We start from the raw sequence: 19,020 nt of genomic DNA, 5'->3' as shown, positions 1-19,020 counted from the left end.
CGCCCCCGCCGTTCAACGCCCCCGCCGCCCGCCGGCTGCGCTCCGCGCTGGGCCTCGACCCGGGCCACGTGGCCCACGCCCTGCGCGCCTCCTACGACCTGCCGTACGTCACGCCGGCCCTCGTCGCCGCGTGGGAGCGCGGCAGCGCCTTCCCGTCCCACCCGGAACTCACCGCCCTCGCGGGCGTCCTGTGGTGCTCCCCCGGCGAACTCATCGGCCGCCCGCGCACCTTGCGCGAGCACCGGCTCGCCCGCGGCCTGGCGCCGGAGGACGTCGCCCACGCCGTCGGGCACGAACTCCACGCGTATCTGCGGATGGAGGAGACGGGACAGTGGCGCGGCACCGACCGCCAGACCGCCGCCCTGACCCGGCTGCTCGGCCTGTCCCTGGCCGACGTCGTCACCGTCACCGGCCGCGAGGAACGCCTCGCGGAACTGCTGCGCGCCGCGGTGACCACGCGCTGGCAGGCGTACGTCCGGCAGGTGTCGAAGATCGCTCCGCTGGAACGGCGGCTGCTGGAGGAGGTGCTGCACCGGCTCCACCAGGACTACCAGGGCCACATGGCCGCCACCCTCAACTGGGGCGGAGGCCCCACCGACGCGACCGACCCGGGCCGCGACTTCCTCACCCACGTGGTGGACCACTTCTGGACGGCGGTCGCGGCGGAAGCCGCGTGACTTCCGACGCGACCGCCCCTCCGGCCGCGGCGGAGCCTCTCCCGTCCAGGCCTGCGCGCCCGCGCCGGGCCGAGCACACGCGCCCGGCCCGAATACCACACGCCCAGGAATTTTCCTACCAGCGGTGCTACGTTTCGGGTATGAGCACTCACGCCGCCTCCCCGACACCGGAGCGCGCTGGTAAGCGGTCCGTCTCTCTGCCCCAGTCGTTGATAAAAGAGGTCGAGGTCCGGACCGGGAAGTCCGGGTTCTCGGCCGTCGTCTCCGAGGCGCTGGAGCAGTGGCTCGCCATGGCCAAACTACGCGAAGCCGTCGAGGCCGACGAGCGCGAGTTCGGGCCGGTCAGCGACGAGGCGATGAGGCGGGCGGAATCCGAGTGGTGAGCAAACGTCTCAAGGCCAGGGTGCAGGCCGGAGGCACTCTCGTGCTGGACGCCCAGGGCCTGTCCCTGTACGTCGACGGTGACGACGGGATGCGAGCCCGGATCAAGTCCGCCGAGCAGAACGGTCGCCGGGTGACGCTGTCCGCTCTCACGCCGCTCGAGGTGCGGCGCACGGGACAGCAGGGCAAGCGCCTCACGTTCCTGTTGTCCCGACTGGACACCAGGACCGTCGATGACAGCGTTCTCGAGACGGCCGGCCGCCTCCTGGACGCGACCGGCCTGGACGGTCACGAATGTCTGGTGGACGCCGTCGTCGTGGCCACGGCGGCGCTGTGCACACCGCCCGTCCGCCTCGTGACGTCCGACAGATCACACATACCGAAGCTGTGTGCCGCCGCTCTGGACCTGCCGGGGCAGCCCTCGATCGGCGTCATCACGGTATGAGGAGAGGTGTCCCGGCGCAGCGGCTGCGCCGGGACACTCATGAAGACTGCTCGGCCTGCCCGGTCGGCTAGAAAACCGACTCCGCCTCGTCCATCCGGTCCTTCGGGACCGTCTTCAGTTCCGTGACCGCCTCCGCGAGCGGGACCATCACGATGTCCGTGCCGCGCAGGGCGGTCATCCGGCCGAAGTCGCCGCGGTGGGCGGCCTCCACCGCGTGCCAGCCGAAGCGGGTGGCGAGGACGCGGTCGTAGGCCGTGGGCACGCCGCCGCGCTGGACGTGTCCGAGGATGACCGGCTTGGACTCCTTGCCGAGGCGCCGCTCCAGCTCGTACGCCAGCGCCGTGCCGATGCCCTGGAAGCGCTCGTGGCCGAACTTGTCGATCTCGCCCTTGCCGTAGTCCATCGTGCCCTCGGCCGGGTGGGCGCCCTCGGCGACGCAGATCACCGCGAACTTCTTGCCCCGGTCGAAGCGCTCCTCGACCATCTTGACCAGCTGGGCCGGGTCGAAGGGCCGCTCGGGCAGGCAGATGCCGTGGGCGCCGGCCGCCATGCCGGACTCCAGGGCGATCCAGCCCGCGTGCCGGCCCATGACCTCGACGACCATCACCCGCTGGTGCGACTCGGCGGTGGTCTTCAGGCGGTCCATCGCCTCGGTGGCAACGCCGACAGCGGTGTCGAAGCCGAAGGTGCGGTCCGTGGAGGAGATGTCGTTGTCGATCGTCTTGGGAACGCCGACCACCGGCAGACCCGCGTCGGACAGCATGCGCGCCGCCGTCAGCGTGCCCTCGCCGCCGATCGGGATCAGCGCGTCGATGCCGAACTCGTGGATCATGTCGGAGGCGTTCTCGCAGGCCTCGCGGAGCCGGTCGCGCTCCAGCCGGGAGGAGCCCAGTATCGTCCCGCCGCGCGCCAGGATGCCGCTGACGGCGTTGAGGTCCAGCGTGCGGTAACGGCCGTCCAGCAGACCGGAGTAGCCGTCCTCGAAGCCGATGACCTCGTCGCCGTAGTTGTCCACCGCCCGGTGCACGACCGACCGGATCACGGCGTTCAGTCCAGGGCAGTCGCCGCCTGCGGTGAGGACTCCTATACGCATCGTGCTGTGTCTCCTGGTCGCTGTCGTTACCGGTGAGCCACTGCCGATTGTTTCACGTCCCCCGGAGCACCGCCGACAGCCCGATGCACGGGCGCCTTAGCCAGCGCCGCAGGTATTGTCAAGAGGGATCCGCTCACCTGTGTGGGCGGTTTCGAGGCACCGCCGTTGCCCTGGCGGCCCCCGACGAAACGGAGAGCGCGCGTGACCCGCAGCGTGTACGTGACCGGTATCGACCGCGGCGACGGCCGGCAGGTCGTCGAACTCGGGGTCATGGAACTGCTGACCCGGCAGGTCGACCGGGTGGGCGTGTTCCGCCCCCTGGTGCACGACGGACCCGACCGGCTCTTCGAACTGCTGCGCGCCCGCTACCGGCTCGCCCAGGACCCGGCGACCGTCTACGGCATGGACTACGCCGAGGCCTCCGCGCTCCAGGCCGAGCGGGGCACCGACGAACTGGTGTCCACCCTGGTCGACCGCTTCCACCTGGTGGCCCGCGACTACGACGTGGTGCTGGTGCTGGGCACCGACTACGCGGACACGCAGTTCCCGGACGAGCTGTCCCTGAACGCCCGCCTGGCCAACGAGTTCGGCGCCTCGGTGATCCCGGTCGTGGGCGGCCGCAGGCAGACCGCCGAGTCGGTGCGCGCGGAGACCCGCAACGCCTACCGCGCCTACGACACCCTCGGCTGCGACGTGCTGGCGATGGTGGTCAACCGGGTCGCGCGCGAGGACCGCGACGAGATCGCCGAGCGGCTCGCCACCCGGCTTCCCGTGCCCTGCTACGTGCTGCCGGACGAGCCCGCGCTGTCCGCGCCCACGGTGTCGCAGATCACCCACACCCTGGGCGCGAAGGTGGTGCTCGGCGACGACTCCGGGCTCGCCCGGGACGCCCTGGACTTCGTCTTCGGCGGCGCGATGCTGCCCAACTTCCTCGCCGCGCTGACCCCGGGCTGCCTGGTGGTGACCCCGGGCGACCGGTCCGACCTGGTGGTGGGCGCGCTCGCCGCGCACAGCGCCGGCACCCCGCCGATAGCCGGGGTGCTGCTCACCCTGGACGAGGTGCCCGGCGAGCGCGTCCTCACGCTCGCCGACCGGCTGGCGCCCGGCACGCCGGTGCTGTCGGTGCCGAGCACCAGTTTCCCCACCGCCGAGCAGCTGTTCTCCCTGGAGGGCAAGCTGAACGCGGCCACCCCGCGCAAGGCGGAGCGGGCGCTCGGCCTGTTCGAGCGGTACGCCGACACCGCCGAGCTCACCCGCCAGGTGTCCGCGCCCAGCAGCGACCGGGTCACCCCGATGATGTTCGAGCACAAGCTGCTCGAGCAGGCCCGCTCCGACCTGCGCCGGGTGGTGCTCCCGGAGGGCACCGAGGAGCGGGTGCTGCACGCGGCGGAGGTGCTGCTGCGCCGGGGCGTGTGCGAACTGACCCTGCTCGGCGACGTCGACCAGATCCGCAAGAAGGCCGCCGACCTGGGCGTCGACCTCGGCGACACCCAGCTGATCGACCCCGCGACCTCCGAGCTGCGCGACTCCTTCGCCGAGAAGTACGCGGCGCTGCGCGCGCACCGCGGCGTCACCGTGGAACTGGCCTACGACGTGGTGTCCGACGTGAACTACTTCGGCACGCTGATGGTGCAGGAGGGCCTCGCCGACGGCATGGTGTCCGGCTCGGTGCACTCCACGGCCGCGACCATCCGCCCGGCCTTCGAGATCATCAAGACCCGGCCGGACGCGGACATCGTCTCGTCGGTGTTCTTCATGTGCCTGGCCGACAAGGTGCTGGTGTACGGCGACTGCGCGGTCAACCCGGACCCGGACGCCGAGCAGCTCGCCGACATCGCCGTGCAGTCGGCGGTCACGGCGGCGCGGTTCGGGGTGGAGCCGCGGATCGCGATGCTGTCGTACTCGACCGGCACCTCCGGCTCGGGCGCCGACGTGGACAAGGTGCGCGGGGCGACCGAGCTGGTCCGGGAGCGCCGTCCCGACCTGCGTATCGAGGGGCCCATCCAGTACGACGCGGCCGTGGAGCCGTCGGTGGCGGCGACCAAGCTGCCGGACTCCGAGGTGGCCGGGCAGGCGACCGTGCTGATCTTCCCGGACCTGAACACCGGCAACAACACCTACAAGGCCGTGCAGCGCTCGGCCGGCGCGATCGCCGTCGGCCCGGTCCTGCAGGGCCTGCGCAAGCCGGTCAACGACCTGTCCCGGGGCGCCCTGGTGCAGGACATCGTCAACACCGTCGCGATCACCGCCATCCAGGCACAGTCCCCGGCCCCGAGTTCCCCGAGCGAGAAGGCAGCCGCCCAGTGAGCCCGTCCCGTGTCCTCGTCCTCAACTCCGGCTCCTCATCGGTGAAGTACCAGTTGCTGGACATGAGTGACAGCAGCCGGCTGGCCTCCGGTCTCGTCGAGCGGATCGGCGAGCGCACCTCGCTGGTGCGGCACACCCCGCTCGCGTCCGGCGGTGAGGCCCGGGAGCGGACCGGGCCGGTCGCCGACCACGACGCCGCGCTGAAGGCGATGGCCGAGGAGCTGGCCGCCGACGGCCTGGGCCTGGACTCCCCCGAGCTGGCCGCGATCGGCCACCGGGTGGTGCACGGCGGGAAGCGGTTCACCGAGCCGACGGTGATCGACGAGCCGGTGCTCGCGGAGATCGAGCGGCTGATCCCCGTCGCGCCGCTGCACAACCCGGCCAACCTGACCGGCATCCGCACGGCGATGTCGCTGCGCCCCGACCTGCCGCAGGTCGCCGTCTTCGACACCGCCTTCCACACCACGATGCCGGAGCCGGCCGCCCGGTACGCGATCGACGTGCGGACCGCCGACGCGCACCGCATCCGCCGCTACGGCTTCCACGGCACCTCGCACGCGTACGTCTCCCGGGCCGCGGCGCGGCTGCTGGGGAAGGCGCCCGAGGAGGTGAACGTGATCGTGCTGCACCTCGGCAACGGGGCGTCCGCCTCGGCGGTGCGGGCGGGCCGCTGCGTGGACACCTCCATGGGGCTCACGCCCTTGGAGGGGCTGGTGATGGGTACGCGGTCGGGAGACATGGATCCGGCCGTCATCTTCCATTTGATGCGTGTTGGCGGAATGTCCGCCGACGAGATCGACACTCTTCTCAACAAGAAGAGCGGTCTGGTCGGACTGTGCGGGGACAACGACATGCGGGAGATCCGGCGCCGGATCGACGAGGGCGACGAAGAGGCGGAGCTGGCGTTCGACATCTACATTCACCGTCTGAAGAAGTACATCGGCGCCTATTACGCCGTTCTCGGACGCGTGGACGCGGTGGTCTTCACCGCCGGGGTCGGCGAGAACTCCGCCGAGGTGCGCGCGGCCGCCGTGGCCGGCCTGGAGGGCCTGGGACTCGCGGTGGACGGCGGGCGCAACGCCGTCCGCGGCGGCGGGGCGCGGCTGATCTCGCCGGAGGGGGCGCGGGTCGCGGTGGCGGTGGTGCCCACGGACGAGGAAATGGAGATCGCACAGCAGACATACGCACTGGTCGGAAAGAACAACTGAGCAGCGACTACCTCATTTGTACATTCCGCCAGACGGAATATTCCGGAGCGAAACAAACCGATAGGATCGCCCCATGCGCCGTTCGAAAATCGTCTGTACTCTCGGCCCCGCGGTCGACTCCCATGAGCAGCTCGTCGCTCTGATCGAAGCCGGCATGAACGTGGCCCGCTTCAACTTCAGCCACGGCTCGCACGCCGAGCACCAGGGCCGGTACGACCGGGTCCGGGCCGCCGCCAAGGAGACGGGCAGGGCCGTCGGCGTCCTCGCCGACCTCCAGGGCCCCAAGATCCGTCTGGAGACCTTCGCCGAGGGCCCCGTCGAGCTGGTGCGCGGTGACGAGTTCACCATCACCACCGAGGACGTCCCCGGTGACCGGACGATCTGCGGGACCACCTACAAGGGCCTCCCGGGCGACGTCTCCCGCGGCGACCAGATCCTCATCAACGACGGCAACGTCGAGCTGAAGGTCGTGGACGTCGAGGGCACCCGGGTGAAGACGATCGTCATCGAGGGCGGCGTCATCTCCGACCACAAGGGCATCAACCTGCCCGGCGCGGCCGTGAACGTGCCCGCGCTGTCCGAGAAGGACGTCGAGGACCTGCGGTTCGCCCTGCGGATGGGCTGCGACCTGGTCGCCCTGTCCTTCGTCCGGGACGCCAAGGACGTCGCCGACGTCCACCGCGTGATGGACGAGGAGGGCCGCCGGGTCCCGGTCATCGCCAAGGTGGAGAAGCCGCAGGCGGTGGAGAACATGGAGGACGTCGTGATGGCGTTCGACGGCGTGATGGTCGCGCGTGGCGACCTGGCCGTCGAGTACCCGCTCGAGAAGGTCCCCATGGTGCAGAAGCGCCTGATCGAGCTGTGCCGGCGCAACGCCAAGCCGGTGATCGTGGCGACCCAGATGATGGAGTCGATGATCACCAACTCCCGTCCGACCCGCGCCGAGGCCTCCGACGTGGCCAACGCGATCCTGGACGGCGCGGACGCGGTCATGCTGTCCGCCGAGTCCAGTGTGGGCGCGTACCCGATCGAGACCGTGCGGACGATGTCGAAGATCGTCCAGGCGGCCGAGCAGGAGCTGCTGTCCAAGGGCCTCCAGCCGCTGGTGCCGGGCAAGAAGCCGCGCACCCAGGGCGGTTCGGTGGCCCGCGCGGCCTGCGAGATCGCCGACTTCCTCGGCGGCAAGGGCCTGGTGGCCTTCACCCAGTCCGGCGACACGGCCCGCCGGCTGTGCCGCTACCGCGTCGCGCAGCCGATCCTGGCGTTCACCACGGACGAGTCGACCCGCAACCAGCTCGCGCTGAGCTGGGGCGTGGAGCCGTACGTGGCGCCGTTCGTCAACAGCACGGACGAGATGGTCGCGCTGGTGGAGCAGGAGCTGGTCCGGCTCAGCCGCTTCAACGAGGGCGACATCGTGGTGATCACCGCCGGCTCCCCGCCCGGCGTCCCCGGCACCACCAACATGGTCCGCGTCCACCACCTGGGCGAAGCCACCAGCTGACCCGGCACCCGGTGCACAAGGGCCGAGGGCGCCCCCCGCGTGCGGGGGGCGCCCTCGGTGTTGCGGCTCCCGGAGTGGTCCTGGTGTGCGGCCCGGGGTGAGCGGTCAGCCGGTGACGTACTGGTGGAGTCCCGGCACGTGCAGGGTGCCGCCGAACTGGCCGGCCTGCTGGACCGTGACCTTGGTGAAGTAGATCAGCGGGATGTTCAGCGGCGGCGGGTGCTCCGGGTCGAACGTCACCGGTATCAGGCCGAGCAGGTTGCCGGAGATGCTCTCGGTGTACATCACGGTGTCGCCGTCGCGGATGGTCGACGTGGACCCCTTGGCGGCCTGGACGTGGTACGTCTTGCCGGTCTGCGGGTCCTTGACCGTCTGGTGCAGGTCGCCGATGTCGGTGCCGTCGGAGACCACGTACTTCAGCACCTTCTTCGTGGTGCCGTTGGCGGTGCGCACCTCGACGATGCCCTTGTAGTCGGCGCCCTTCAGCAGCAGCGAGCTGGCGTTCAGGAACCACGGGTCGTCGGGCAGCGGGACGTTGTTGTCGACCCCGCCCTCGGCGTCGGTGGCGACCGGGCAGTCCTCCAGGTCCGTCCCGGACGACTCGGAGGGGCTGGGCGAGGCGGTGGCCTCGGGCTCCTCGGTGGCCTCCTCCACGGCGCCCCCGGCCTGCTCCGTGGCGTCCTGCGCCGCGTCGCCGACCGTGTCGAGGACGTCGCCGGCGGACTCGTCCGCGGGCTTCTGGGAAGCCTCCTCGGCCTTGTCGTCCGACGCGCCCTTGTCGCCCTCGTCGTCCTGCTCGTCCGCGGGGGCGGACGACGACGCGGAGGCGGACGGGCTCGGGCTCGGGGTCTCCTCCGCCTTCTCGCCGGGCGTGAGGACGTCCTTGATGGTGTCCCCGATCTGCTCCAGCAGATTGCGGTCGGTCTCCGACGGGGACGGGGCGGGTTCGGTCTCCGCCTTCTGTCCGTCCGCGGTCGCGGAGGGCGCGGGGGCCGGGCCGGACTTGTCGTCGGAACCTGAATCCGGCGAAGAGTCCGAGCCCTTGTCCGCGTCCTTGTCCGCGTCCTCGTCAGGGGCCTGCTCGGCGGGGGCCGAGGCGCTCGGGTCCGGCGAGGGCTCCTCGCCGTCCTCGGAGGCGCTCTCGCTCGCGCTCGCGGACGGGCTGGGCGACGCGCTCGCGTCCCCCTTCTCCGCCTGCTCGATGGCCTCCAGGCACTCCTTGAACTCGTCGGCCGTGAGATTCCTCGACGACGGCTGGTCGTCGGCCTGGGCGAGCGTCGGGGTGAAACCCATCCCCATCAGGACCGCGGTCGGCATCGCCGCGATGGCTATCGCCTTGCCCGCGGGCATGTGGAACCTGGTGAACAGCGGCTTCTTGGGTGCCGCGTGACGCGGCCCGGTTCTCACACGGGACGCCTCCACCTCAGCCCCGTGGGTCACCTCGTCAGCCGGCACTGTGCCTCCCGTTCGCCCCGTTCGCCGGGCTCGTTCCTGACAGATCGTTCGGCTCGCCCGTCGCCGCGGCGCCCGCTGCGGGGCCGGGGACCGTGGATCCGGGGAGGGCGCTCTCGGGTGCGCCGCCGTGCACGCCCGCGTCCGCCCGCGGCTCCTGCTCGGGCGGCTCGCCCGGCACCCACGACACGGCCATCGCGCCGCCCACGAGGGCGAACAGGAAGCCGATGAGGAAGCCGCCGAGGTTGGACACGGGGATGGACACCAACGCCAGCAGGATCGCCGCGACGCCCGCGAAGACACGGATGTGCTTCTGGAACCAGAGGCTGACGCCGAGGACGACGAGCAGCACGCCGATGATCAGGGACCCGGCGCCCGCGGTGGTCGCCATCGCCAGGGTCAGGTGACCGATCTGCAGGTTCGCGTACGGGAAGTAGGCGATGGGGAGTCCGCCGATGATGATGAACAGACCGGCCCAGAAGGGCCGCTGGCCACGCCAGGCGCGGAACTGCAGCCGTCGGCGAGTGAACTGGCCGGAGGCGGCAGGAGTCTCGGCGCTCATGGAAAACAGCTCCCTGGATGGCGTTGCTGTGGTGGTGATGTGCGCCGCGTGTGAAACCGCGGCGGGAAGGTGGACGGGCGGGGGCGCCATCGGCTCCCCCGCCCGTCAGCGAGTGCTTAGTAGCACTCCTTGACGCCCGTCGAGAGCGACATCTTCAGGCCGCTGAGCTTGAAGGTTCCGGCGGTGGTCGCCCACGCCGTCTGCTTCACGTCCTTCAGCACGGCCTTGTCGGCCTGCTGCGCGAACCCGAAGGGGTTGGCCTGCTCGCCGCCGCCCTTCATGCCCGGACCCTTGCTGGCGTCCTTGGCGGCAACACCGATGTCGATGTTCGTGAACGTCGCATCGGCGTTCAGGTCGGCGACGTCGATGTACAGGTTCTTGGCCTCGACCGGCTGGGCGCCGTCACCGGCGCGCAGGATCAGGCTGACGTTCCCGAGCACCGGAATGTTCGGGGTCACGACCGACTGGCACAGGCTCTTGATGGTCGCGGACTTGAACGCCGAGACCGCGACGGGGTGAGCCGTCTTCTTGCCGTCGAGGGTGTAGCCCTCGTCCAGAGCGCCGTACTGCGAGAAGCCCTCGCCGACGAGCTCCTTCGTGGTGACCTTGAACGACTGGCCGGAAACGCTGAACGACGCCGCGAGGGCGCCCTGCGCGAGAGCGACACCTATGCACGCCGTGGCGGCCACGCTGGGCACCATGACCACAGCGAACCGCTTCCATCTGGTCCCGCCACGCACCTGGGACTCCATATTTCCTCCTTCTCGGACGTACATCTCCTGCTCCGGCCCGCCGCCTTGAACGGCGGCCGGGTGGGGCAGGGATGGGAGAAGTGCTACGTCCTCGGGAAGGAGAGCGCCTGCGTTCGGCGGCGCGAGGTACGCGCCTGAATCACCGGCGATCACCCCCGAGCGACAACCACTGGTCGCGCCTGACACGCATCACGCACAACCCTGCTGGACAGGCTTCGCCGGACGGGCGAAGACCCCCCTGTCCAAGGAGCGACGTCACTGCCGGCGCTCCTGCTCGGTGGGGACCCAGGAGTTCCCGCGGCCCGACCGGCTGTCGGGGTACGAGTAATGGACCGAGCGTCGCCGATCGTGGTGCATTCTCGCCGCCCGCACAAGGGGGTTCGTTACTGGCTAGTAACGGCCGGATAACCACGACGCGACCCGCCGGACCCGAGCGGCGACGCTGGGTGCACCGATGGGGGTGTACAAAACTATTGATCGCCGGACAGAACCCGACAGATCAACGCGTGCGACTTACTCGCAGTAACAGCGGCCGCGATTACCAAGATTTGGCAAAGCGCGGCCGCTGCGGTCTCCGGCGGACGACCGGCACCACGGGCCCCGTCCGTCGCCGTAACCGGCGAATGCGACAGAACGGGCGCTCGGGTGCGGCTCGTTCAGAACAGCGCGCGGGCCAGGGCCCGGCGGGCGGTCACCACGGCGGGGTGGTCGGCGCCGACCACGTCGAACAGCTCCAGCAGCCGCACGCGTACGGTCTCCCGGTCGTCGCCCGCCGTGCGGGCCACGGTGTCGACGAGCCGGCCGAAGGCGTCCTCGACATGACCGCCCGCCAGGTCCAGGTCGGCGGCGGCGATCTGCGCCTGCGCGTCGCCCGGCTTCTCGGCGGCGTCCTTGCGCACCTGCTGCGGGTCCATGTCCCGTACCCGGCGCAGCAGTTCGGCCTGGGCGAGGCCCAGCGTGGCCTCCGGGTTGGCCGGGTCCTCGGCGAGCACGTTCTTGTACGCCTGCACGGCGCCGTCCAGGTCGTTCGCGTCCAGCGCGCGGGCGGCCGCCTCCAGCAGCGCGTCGTACGGGCCGACGGGGATCTCGTCGGCCGCCGTGCCGCCGCCCGGCTCGGCCTCCGGGTCGACGGTCAGGCCGGTCAGACCGAAGCGCTGCTCGGCGACCTGCACCAGCTGGTCGAGGGTCTGGCGGATCTGCGCCTCGCCCGCGGCGCCCTGGAAGAGCGGCAGGGCCTGTCCGGCCACCACCGCGAAGACGGCCGGGATGCCCTGGATGCCGAACTGCTGCATCAGCATCTGGTTGGCGTCGACGTCGATCTTGGCGAGGAGGAAACGGCCGTTGTATTCGACGGCGAGCCGCTCCAGGACGGGGCTCAGCTGCTTGCAGGGCTCGCACCACTCGGCCCAGAAGTCGATGACGACCGGGACCTCGGTGGAACGCTGAAGGATGTCGCGCTCGAAGCCGGCCTCGTCGACGTCGATGACGAGATCGGCGGGAGAGACGGCGCCGGTGCCGCCCGTGCGGGCCGCTTCGGCGCGCGCCTGCTCCGCCTTCGCCTTGGCCTCCTGGGCCGCCTTCACCGCGGCGAGGTCGACGACACCGCTCATGGACATGTTCCGTGGCTGCATGCGTCTATCCTCCCCCGTACTCCGCGTGAGTGTGAAAAGCGCCCGGGAAACACAGGCGTACGTGTGGTGCGGGTGCACCGGGTCCCCACCCGGCGCGGTGGTCGTCGCTCGGGCACGTCAGGTGCTCACGTGCTTTCGCTACGAGTCGTAGCGTAATGCCAGGGCGCCCGTGCGGGGCGGCACTTCCCGGTGATCTCCCTCACCACCGCACGGATTCCGCCGGTTATGGTCGTGCCATGCAGCGCCGCAATCCAGCCAGCCGCACCGGGCGCCCCCGCAGCGCCGCGGCCGACACCGCGATCCTCGCCGCGACCCGGCAGGCGCTGGTGGACCTGGGGTGGTCGGGGCTGACGCTCTCGGACGTCGCGGTGCGCGCCGGGGTGGCCAAGACGACGCTGTACCGGCGCTGGGCGGGCAAGAACGAACTCGTCGTGGACGCCGTCGCGGAGCTGTTCGACGAGCTGACGCTGCCCGACCGCGGGTCGCTGGCCGCCGACATCGAGGGCGTGGTGCTCCAGTTCGCCGCGATCCTGGCCCGTCCGGAGGCGCGCAGCGGGCTGATGGCGGTGGTCGCCGAGGCCACCCGTGACGAGGCGCTGCGCGAGCGCGTCCGCGCCTCGATCGTGGAGCGCCAGAAGCGGCTGGTGGTGGCGGGCCGGGCCCGTGCCCAGGAGCGCGGCGAGCTGCCGCCCGAGTCCGACGCGGCCCGCTCCGCCCGCGCGGTCGACCTGATCTTCGACATGGTGGCGGGGTCGGTGGTGCACCGCACGCTGGTCAGCAACCAGCCGGCCGACGAGGAGTGGGTGCACGCGCTGACCCGGGTGCTGCTGTCGGGGCTGGCGGCCGGCACGCGCTGAGCGTCGCGGGGCGCACCGGCCACGGTCGGCCGGTACTCGCCTGTCACCTCGCGGTCACCCGCTGCGATGATCGTGTCCGCCACGGGACATGAGCATCAGGGGGAACAGGCATGACCGGCGCCGCGCGCATCGACACGTCCGCACCGCACCCGGCCCGGGTCTACGACTGGTTCCTCGGCGGCAAGGACAACTACCCCGTCGACGAGGAACTGGGCCGCCGCATCATGAGCGTCGACGGCACGGCCCGGCACATCGCCCGCACCAACCGCTGGTTCATGCAGCGCGTCACCCGCTGGCTGGCCGGCCCCGGGGGCGTACGCCAGTTCCTGGACGTCGGCACCGGCATACCGACCGAGCCCAACCTGCACCAGATGGCGCAGGGCGTCGCGCCGGAGTGCCGCGTCGTCTACACCGACAACGACCCCGTCGTGCTGAAGCACGCCGAGGCCCTGCTGCGCAGCACGCCCGAGGGGGCCACCGACTACGTGCAGGCGGACGTGCGCGAGCCCGGCCGGATCCTCAAGGAGGCCCGGCAGACCCTGGATCTGACGCGCCCGGTGGCGCTGTCCCTGGTGGCGCTGACGCACTTCCTCGGCGACGAGGACGACCCGCACACCCTGGTGGAGGGTCTTGTGGACGCCCTGCCGTCCGGCAGCTACCTGGTGCTGTCGCAGCTCACCGCGGACTTCGACCCGGAGGCCGTGGCCCGCGGGGTGGAGCTGTACCGGGCGGGCGGCGTCACCCTGGCGCCCCGCTCCCGCGCGGAGATCGCCCGCTTCTTCGAGGGGCTGACGCCGGTCGAGCCGGGACTGGTCCAGCTGACCGACTGGCACCCGGAGCTCGCGGTCGGGGAGAGCACCGACGAGAACGCGGTGATCTCCCTGTACGGGGCGGTGGCCCGCAAGCCGTGACCTCCGGGCCGTCCGGGGGAGGCGGGGCGCGACCGGGTTCACTCACGCGCCCGGTGCCCGCCGGCTCAGCGGTGTGCCGCGTCCCCGGGGGCCGGCAGCCTGCCGTCGAGGGCCCCCGCGGGCAGAACCTGGGAGGAGTTGTGCTCACGGACGATCCGCCAGCCGTCCCGTGTACGGCGCCAGACCAGCGAGGTCGTGGTCCGGATGTCCGTGGTGGCGTCGGGCAGGGTGACCCGTGCCACGAAGACCAGGGTGGACGCCGCCATGTCGTGGCCGGCGACGACGTGGGGGCCGTCGACGACGGCATGGCGCACGGAGACCGTCCTGCGGAAGACGGGTTCCCAGATCGAGCCGTACTCGGCGGCGCTCGCCGCGACACGGTGCTCGGGGTCGAAGTCGTCGTAGAGCCGGACGTCCGGGGACTCGGCGTCGTAGAAGTCACCGAAGACGCGCCGGAAGTCGAACAGCGGGTCCCCCTCGACACGCTCCCATCCGAACACCCATCGGCCGTGCAGATCCGCGATCAGTTGCTCATCGGTCATGAACTCGACGCTAGGGCCGCGGGCGAGCTCCAGGGAGGGTCTGTCACACCCACCCGTCCGGCCTCCCGGTGGGCCGGGAACTCCTGGCTGTACAGGGACAGTTCGCCGACCAGCCTGGGTGTGCCGCACCCAGGAAAGAGCCGTCCTGGCCGGCCGCCCGCCCACCGGAGACGCTCGGTCCCATGACGGACAACACTGCACACACCTTCACCTCGACCTCGGCCGCCGCCGGGGTGCCCTCGGGTCTGCTGGCCGGCCGGGTCGCGGTGATCACCGGCGCCAGTGCCGGGATCGGCGCCGCGACCGCACACCGCTTCGCCGCCGCCGGAGCGGCGGTCGCCCTCCTCGGCCGGCGGGCCGCGCTGCTGGACGACCTCGCCGCGATCCTGCGTGCGGAACACTCCGCCGACGTCCTGGCGCTCGCGGTCGACGTGACCGACACCGCCGCGCTGACCGCCGCCGCGTCGACGATCCGCGCCACCCTGGGCCGGCCGGACCTGGTCGTCGCCAACGCGGGGGTGATGCTCGGGGCGCCGTTCGACGAGGCGGACCCCGCCGAGTGGGACCGGATGATCGACGTGAACGTCCGGGGCCTGCTGGCGACCGGACAGGTGTTCGTCGCGGACCTGCTCGCCGCGGCCGAGGCCGGGCGCGCCGCCGACCTGGTGAACCTCGGCTCCATCGCGGCCGAGGTGATCTTCGCCGACTACCCGGTCTACGGAGCGACCAAGGCGGCGGTCGCCCAGCTGACCCGCAACCTGCGTGCCTCGCTCGGGCCCCGGGGTGTTCGGGTGCGGTCCGTCGACCCGGCCTTCGCCGTCACCGAGCTCGGCGCCGACATGGCGCACGAGGCCACCCGGGCCGGGCTGGAAGAGATGCGGTCGGCCCTCACGACGATCACCGCGGAGGACGTCGCCGACGCCCTCACCTATTCGGTGGCGGTGCCGGCCCGGGTCAACATCGCCGAGCTGACGGTCGTACCCACCGAGCTCGGCTGACGACGGCGAGCGGGACACAAGGACCTCCGCGCGGTGCGGCCCGGAGAACCGGACCCACCGCGCGGAGGGCCGCGTCAGAAGCCGGCGGGCTCCGTGTAGACGCCCCACTCGTCGCGCAGGGCGTCGCAGATCTCGCCCAGCGTGGCCTCCGCGCGGACGGCGTCGAGCATCGGCTCGATCATGTTCACGCCGGAGCGGGCCGCCTCGACCATCGCGTCCAGCGTGCCGCGCACCTTCGCGTCGTCGCGGGCGGCCTTGCGCTCGCCGAGCAGCCGGACCTGCTCGCGCTCCACCTCGTGGCTGACCCGGAGGATCTCCAGGTCGCCGGTGACGGAGCCGGTGTGGACGTTGACGCCGACGACCCGCTTGTCGCCCTTCTCCAGCGCCTGCTGGTAGCGGAACGCCGACTCGGCGATCTCGCCGGTGAACCAGCCGTCCTCGATGCCGCGCAGGATGCCGGAGGTGATCGGCCCGATGGGGTGCTCGCCGTCCGGGTGGGCGCGCAGGCCCCGCTCCTTGATCTGCTCGAAGATCTTCTCGGCGTCCGCCTCGATGCGGTCGGTGAGCTGCTCGACGTACCAGGCGCCGCCCAGCGGGTCGGCGACGTTGGCGACGCCGGTCTCCTCCATCAGCACCTGCTGGGTGCGCAGGGCGATCTCGGCGGCCTGCTCGCTGGGCAGCGCGAGGGTCTCGTCGAGGGCGTTGGTGTGGAGGGAGTTGGTCCCGCCGAGCACGGCGGCGAGCGCCTCGACGGCCGTGCGGACCACGTTGTTGTACGGCTGCTGCGCGGTGAGCGAGACGCCGGCGGTCTGGGTGTGGAACCGCAGCCACTGCGCCTTCTCGCTCTTCGCGCCGTAGACGTCCCGCATCCAGCGCGCCCAGATCCGGCGCGCGGCGCGGAACTTGGCGATCTCCTCGAAGAAGTCGACGTGCGCGTCGAAGAAGAAGGACAGGCCCGGCGCGAAGACGTCCACGTCGAGGCCCCGGCTGAGGCCCAGCTCGACGTACCCGAAGCCGTCGGCGAGCGTGTACGCCAGCTCCTGCGCGGCCGTCGCCCCCGCCTCGCGGATGTGGTACCCGGAGACCGAGAGCGGCTTGTACGCGGGGATGCCCGCGCTGGTGTACTCCATCAGGTCGCCGATGAGGCGCAGATGGGGCTCCGGCTGGAACAGCCACTCCTTCTGCGCGATGTACTCCTTGAAGATGTCCGTCTGGAGCGTGCCGTTGAGCACGGACGGGTCGACGCCCTGCCGCTCGGCGGCGACGAGGTACATGCAGAAGACGGGCACGGCGGGCCCGCTGATGGTCATCGAGGTGGTGACGTCGCCGAGCGGGATGTCCTTGAACAGGACCTCCATGTCGGCCGCCGAGTCGATGGCCACCCCGCAGTGGCCGACCTCGCCCAGCGAGCGCGGGTCGTCGGAGTCGCGGCCCATGAGCGTCGGCATGTCGAAGGCGACGGACAGGCCGCCTCCGCCGTTGCCGAGGATCATCTTGTACCGCTCGTTGGTCTGCTCGGCGTTCCCGAACCCGGCGAACTGCCGGATGGTCCACGTCCGCCCGCGGTAGCCGGTCGGATACAGGCCGCGGGTGAAGGGGTACTCACCCGGCCAGCCGATCCGCTCGAACCCCTCATAGCTGTCCCCGGGCCGGGGACCGTACACCGGCTCCACGGGGTCGCCGGAGAGCGTGGTGAAATCCGCGTCGCGCTTGCGCGCGGCGTCGTACCGGGCCTGCCAGCGACGGCGGCCCTCCTCGATGGCGTCAGCGTCCATACCTTCGAATTTACTAGGACGTCCAAGTAAATGTCGATGGGAGACCGCCGCACGCCCGTCCGTACGGCGGTCGGACGCGGGGGGTCAGGCCTTGGCGACGGCGGGAGCCTCGTCCGTGACCTTGCCCTCCAGCTCACGGCTGATCCTGCGCTCCACGAAGAACGCGGCCGTGGGGATGGTGCCCGCGAGCAGCACCCACAGCTGCTTCTTGACCGGCCACTTCGCCTTGGAACCGAGGTCGAAGGCGAAGATCAGGTAGACCACGTACAGCCAGCCGTGGGCGATGCTGACCACCTGCGTGAAGTCGGCCGCGCCACCCATGTCGAGCACGTACTTGCCGATCATGCCGAGGGTCAGCGCGACGAGAAGGACACCGGTGACATAGGCCATCACCCGGTAGCGGGTCAGCACGCTCTTCTTCATGGGGTCGAGCGTAACGGCACGTTCCGGGCGATCTTCGGCAGGGTCACCTCTCCTCGAAGTCGCCCGCCGCCAGTCGCAGGGGGCGGAGGATGGCGAAGAGTTCCGCGCACTCCTCCGCGTCGTAGGCGCTCAGGCCGAAGTCCATCGCCATCAGGTCGCGGGTGGCGGACTCGACGACCTCGCGGCCCTTGTCGGTGATGGAGGCGAGGGTGCCGCGGCCGTCGTTGGGGTTGGGGCGCTTGGAGACCAGCCCCGACCTCACCAACCTGTCCACGGTGTTGGTCACCGACGTGGGATGCACCATCAACCGCTCGCCGATCTTGGACATCGGCAGCTCGCCGGACTGCGAGAAGGTCAGCAGGACCAGCGCCTCGTACCGCGCGAAGGTGAGCCCGTAGGGCTTGACCACCGCGTCGACCTCGGCCAGCAGGATCTGGTGGGCCCGCATGACCGAGGTGATCGCGGCCATCGCCGGCACGTTTCCCCAGCGCTGCTTCCAGAGCTCGTCGGCACGGGCGATGGGATCGAACGAGAGACTGAGCGGTTTGGGCACGGACCAGACCCTACCGGCGGGTCAGATGCCGGTCAGCCCTGTCTCGCACTTCGGTCCGCGAACGGGCGGCGGGACAGGGCAGACGGGCGGCAGGACAGGGCGGACGGGCACGGGGGCGGCGTCCGTCAGCCGGCCAGATGCCGTTCGACGGTCTCCACCTTGGACGTCAGACCGTCCTCCACGCCCGGACGGATGTCCGCCTTGAGGACGAGCGAGACGCGCGGCGCACGCGCCTCCACGGCGGCCACGGCACGCTTCACGACGTCCATGACCTCGTCCCACTCCCCCTCGACGGAGGTGAACATCGCGTCAGTGCGGTTCGGCAGCCCGGACTCGCGGACCACCCGCACGGCGTCGGCGACGTACTCCCCCACGTCCTCGCCGACGCCCAGCGGCGTCACGGAAAAGGCGACGATCACGCGTTCACGACCCCTTCCTTGCGGGCGCGGGAGGCGATCACCGCGTCCTCGGCCTCACGCTTGAGCCGCCGCTCGGCGAAGAAGCCGCCGGTGGGCAGCACCGACATGACGAAGTAGAAGGCGGCGGTCCCCAGCGACCACTTCGCGCGGTTCCAGGCGTCGGCCCAGAAGATCACGTAGAGGACGAAGAGGAAGCCGTGGACCGCGCCCATGACCGGCACGGCGTTGAAGTCGGTGGTCCGCTTGAGGACCGAGCAGACGAGCAGCAGCAGGAACGAGATCGCTTCGGGGCCCGAGACCAGGCGGAGGCGTCGGAGTGCGGAGGCGGTCTTGATGTCCACGGGTCACCTTCGGGAGGGAGAGACGTCGGCGTCGACGGTGCTGTCTGCCTGCGAGCGCCTTGTGAACGCGCGCACAAGCGGGTCCATTGTGGCAAACCTCGGGAGCGATCACCGCAGGGGGTCGGGGCCGGGTCAGGGCCGGGCCGGGCTCGGGTCAGGGCGGAGTCAGGGTGCGACTCCTCCTTCGGGCTC

General features: G+C 71.1%; 20 protein-coding genes. 9 read left to right on the top strand and 11 right to left on the bottom strand.

Features of this window, described 5'->3' with window-relative positions:
- The 3 genes from CCN29_RS01825 to CCN29_RS01815 all read left to right on the top strand — a co-directional run.
- Positions 1–677, top strand: a 677-nt coding sequence (locus tag CCN29_RS01825) for a helix-turn-helix domain-containing protein (RefSeq protein WP_086679741.1), incomplete at its 5' end; no start/stop codon positions are given.
- A 140-nt stretch (positions 678–817) separates the two neighbouring features.
- Complete coding sequence (locus CCN29_RS01820) at positions 818–1,060, top strand: hypothetical protein (protein ID WP_051792190.1); 243 nt, start codon at positions 818–820, stop codon at positions 1,058–1,060.
- Complete coding sequence (locus CCN29_RS01815; RefSeq protein WP_203350273.1) at positions 1,057–1,503, top strand: DNA-binding protein; 447 nt, start codon at positions 1,057–1,059, stop codon at positions 1,501–1,503. The genes CCN29_RS01820 and CCN29_RS01815 overlap by 4 nt, the downstream gene beginning before the upstream one ends.
- 67 nt (positions 1,504–1,570) lie before the next feature.
- On the opposite strand, the gene CCN29_RS01810 is transcribed toward CCN29_RS01815, so the two are convergent.
- Positions 1,571–2,596 (bottom strand): ATP-dependent 6-phosphofructokinase, encoded by a 1,026-nt coding sequence (locus tag CCN29_RS01810; protein ID WP_006130209.1) that lies wholly within the window; start codon positions 2,594–2,596, stop codon positions 1,571–1,573.
- 201 nt (positions 2,597–2,797) lie between these two features.
- Between CCN29_RS01810 and pta the strand changes: the two genes are divergently transcribed.
- From pta to pyk, 3 genes are all read left to right on the top strand, one after another.
- The gene (pta, locus tag CCN29_RS01805; protein ID WP_086679738.1) at positions 2,798–4,903 is read left to right on the top strand and encodes a phosphate acetyltransferase; all 2,106 of its coding nucleotides are present in this window, start codon (positions 2,798–2,800) and stop codon (positions 4,901–4,903) included.
- Positions 4,900–6,111, top strand: a complete 1,212-nt coding sequence (locus tag CCN29_RS01800) for an acetate kinase (RefSeq protein WP_006130207.1) — start codon at positions 4,900–4,902, stop codon at positions 6,109–6,111. Before pta ends, CCN29_RS01800 begins: the two co-directional genes overlap by 4 nt.
- Positions 6,112–6,184: 73 nt before the next feature.
- Entirely contained in the window at positions 6,185–7,612 is a 1,428-nt protein-coding gene (gene pyk, locus CCN29_RS01795) for a pyruvate kinase (RefSeq protein WP_006130206.1), read from the top strand.
- 105 nt (positions 7,613–7,717) lie between these two features.
- Here pyk and CCN29_RS01790 read toward each other — a convergent pair whose 3' ends face one another.
- The 4 genes from CCN29_RS01790 to CCN29_RS01770 all read right to left on the bottom strand — a co-directional run bounded on the left by CCN29_RS01790 (position 7,718) and on the right by CCN29_RS01770 (position 12,009).
- Complete coding sequence (locus tag CCN29_RS01790) at positions 7,718–9,067, bottom strand: hypothetical protein (RefSeq protein ID WP_086679736.1); 1,350 nt, start codon at positions 9,065–9,067, stop codon at positions 7,718–7,720.
- Positions 9,057–9,626 carry a DUF6114 domain-containing protein gene (locus CCN29_RS01785; RefSeq protein ID WP_006130204.1) on the bottom strand — a complete coding sequence of 190 codons (570 nt, stop codon included), beginning with the start codon at positions 9,624–9,626 and terminating at the stop codon, positions 9,057–9,059. The genes CCN29_RS01790 and CCN29_RS01785 overlap by 11 nt, the downstream gene beginning before the upstream one ends.
- 116 nt (positions 9,627–9,742) lie before the next feature.
- Positions 9,743–10,378: a DUF6230 family protein gene (locus tag CCN29_RS01780; protein WP_006130203.1), complete on the bottom strand. Its 636-nt coding sequence runs from the start codon at positions 10,376–10,378 to the stop codon at positions 9,743–9,745.
- Positions 10,379–11,034: 656 nt separating this feature from the next.
- Positions 11,035–12,009 (bottom strand): tetratricopeptide repeat protein, encoded by a 975-nt coding sequence (locus CCN29_RS01770; RefSeq protein ID WP_006130202.1) that lies wholly within the window; start codon positions 12,007–12,009, stop codon positions 11,035–11,037.
- Positions 12,010–12,245: 236 nt separating this feature from the next.
- On the opposite strand from CCN29_RS01770, the gene CCN29_RS01765 reads away from it, so the two are divergent.
- Both CCN29_RS01765 and CCN29_RS01760 read left to right on the top strand, forming a co-directional pair.
- Positions 12,246–12,866, top strand: coding sequence for a TetR/AcrR family transcriptional regulator (locus CCN29_RS01765; RefSeq protein ID WP_086679734.1), 621 nt, complete (start codon positions 12,246–12,248; stop codon positions 12,864–12,866).
- Positions 12,867–12,976: 110 nt separating this feature from the next.
- On the top strand, positions 12,977–13,777 hold the full coding sequence (locus CCN29_RS01760) for an SAM-dependent methyltransferase (protein WP_006130200.1): 801 nt from the start codon (positions 12,977–12,979) through the stop codon (positions 13,775–13,777).
- 65 nt (positions 13,778–13,842) lie between these two features.
- Here the strand turns inward: CCN29_RS01760 and CCN29_RS01755 are convergent, their stop codons facing one another.
- A complete protein-coding gene (locus tag CCN29_RS01755; protein WP_086679732.1) occupies positions 13,843–14,319 on the bottom strand; it encodes a YybH family protein in 477 nt (158 codons plus the stop codon).
- Positions 14,320–14,501: 182 nt separating this feature from the next.
- On the opposite strand from CCN29_RS01755, the gene CCN29_RS01750 reads away from it, so the two are divergent.
- Entirely contained in the window at positions 14,502–15,317 is an 816-nt protein-coding gene (locus CCN29_RS01750; RefSeq protein ID WP_086679730.1) for an SDR family oxidoreductase, read from the top strand.
- A 74-nt stretch (positions 15,318–15,391) separates the two neighbouring features.
- Here the strand turns inward: CCN29_RS01750 and icmA are convergent, their stop codons facing one another.
- The 5 genes from icmA to CCN29_RS01725 all read right to left on the bottom strand — a co-directional run bounded on the left by icmA (position 15,392) and on the right by CCN29_RS01725 (position 18,828).
- Positions 15,392–17,092, bottom strand: a complete 1,701-nt coding sequence (icmA, locus tag CCN29_RS01745) for a coenzyme B12-dependent isobutyryl-CoA mutase large subunit (RefSeq protein ID WP_086679728.1) — start codon at positions 17,090–17,092, stop codon at positions 15,392–15,394.
- Positions 17,093–17,176: 84 nt separating this feature from the next.
- Entirely contained in the window at positions 17,177–17,515 is a 339-nt protein-coding gene (locus CCN29_RS01740) for a DUF3817 domain-containing protein (RefSeq protein ID WP_006130196.1), read from the bottom strand.
- Positions 17,516–17,558: 43 nt separating this feature from the next.
- Entirely contained in the window at positions 17,559–18,068 is a 510-nt protein-coding gene (locus tag CCN29_RS01735) for a MarR family winged helix-turn-helix transcriptional regulator (protein ID WP_006130195.1), read from the bottom strand.
- 125 nt (positions 18,069–18,193) lie between these two features.
- The gene (locus CCN29_RS01730; protein ID WP_006130194.1) at positions 18,194–18,487 is read right to left on the bottom strand and encodes an MTH1187 family thiamine-binding protein; all 294 of its coding nucleotides are present in this window, start codon (positions 18,485–18,487) and stop codon (positions 18,194–18,196) included.
- Positions 18,484–18,828 carry a DUF3817 domain-containing protein gene (locus CCN29_RS01725; protein WP_006130193.1) on the bottom strand — a complete coding sequence of 115 codons (345 nt, stop codon included), beginning with the start codon at positions 18,826–18,828 and terminating at the stop codon, positions 18,484–18,486. Before CCN29_RS01725 ends, CCN29_RS01730 begins: the two co-directional genes overlap by 4 nt.
- Between the last annotated feature and the right edge of the window lie 192 nt (positions 18,829–19,020).

Origin of the sequence: Streptomyces pseudogriseolus (genome assembly GCA_002154585.1) — a bacterium.
GTDB lineage: Bacteria > Actinomycetota > Actinomycetes > Streptomycetales > Streptomycetaceae > Streptomyces > Streptomyces pseudogriseolus.
The sequence above is the reverse complement of the archived record's forward strand: the minus strand, read 5'-3'. Positions and strand labels throughout refer to the sequence as shown.

Coding starts and splice junctions, on each gene's coding strand:
- CCN29_RS01820 (WP_051792190.1), top strand. CDS start 818: ATGAGCACTCACGCCGCCTCCCCGACACCGGAGCGCGCTGGTAAGCGG.
- CCN29_RS01785 (WP_006130204.1), bottom strand. CDS start 9,626: ATGAGCGCCGAGACTCCTGCCGCCTCCGGCCAGTTCACTCGCCGACGG.
- CCN29_RS01760 (WP_006130200.1), top strand. CDS start 12,977: ATGACCGGCGCCGCGCGCATCGACACGTCCGCACCGCACCCGGCCCGG.
- pyk (WP_006130206.1), top strand. CDS start 6,185: ATGCGCCGTTCGAAAATCGTCTGTACTCTCGGCCCCGCGGTCGACTCC.
- CCN29_RS01765 (WP_086679734.1), top strand. CDS start 12,246: ATGCAGCGCCGCAATCCAGCCAGCCGCACCGGGCGCCCCCGCAGCGCC.
- CCN29_RS01755 (WP_086679732.1), bottom strand. CDS start 14,319: ATGACCGATGAGCAACTGATCGCGGATCTGCACGGCCGATGGGTGTTC.
- CCN29_RS01740 (WP_006130196.1), bottom strand. CDS start 17,515: ATGAAGAAGAGCGTGCTGACCCGCTACCGGGTGATGGCCTATGTCACC.
- CCN29_RS01780 (WP_006130203.1), bottom strand. CDS start 10,378: ATGGAGTCCCAGGTGCGTGGCGGGACCAGATGGAAGCGGTTCGCTGTG.
- icmA (WP_086679728.1), bottom strand. CDS start 17,092: ATGGACGCTGACGCCATCGAGGAGGGCCGCCGTCGCTGGCAGGCCCGG.
- CCN29_RS01750 (WP_086679730.1), top strand. CDS start 14,502: ATGACGGACAACACTGCACACACCTTCACCTCGACCTCGGCCGCCGCC.
- CCN29_RS01770 (WP_006130202.1), bottom strand. CDS start 12,009: ATGCAGCCACGGAACATGTCCATGAGCGGTGTCGTCGACCTCGCCGCG.
- CCN29_RS01810 (WP_006130209.1), bottom strand. CDS start 2,596: ATGCGTATAGGAGTCCTCACCGCAGGCGGCGACTGCCCTGGACTGAAC.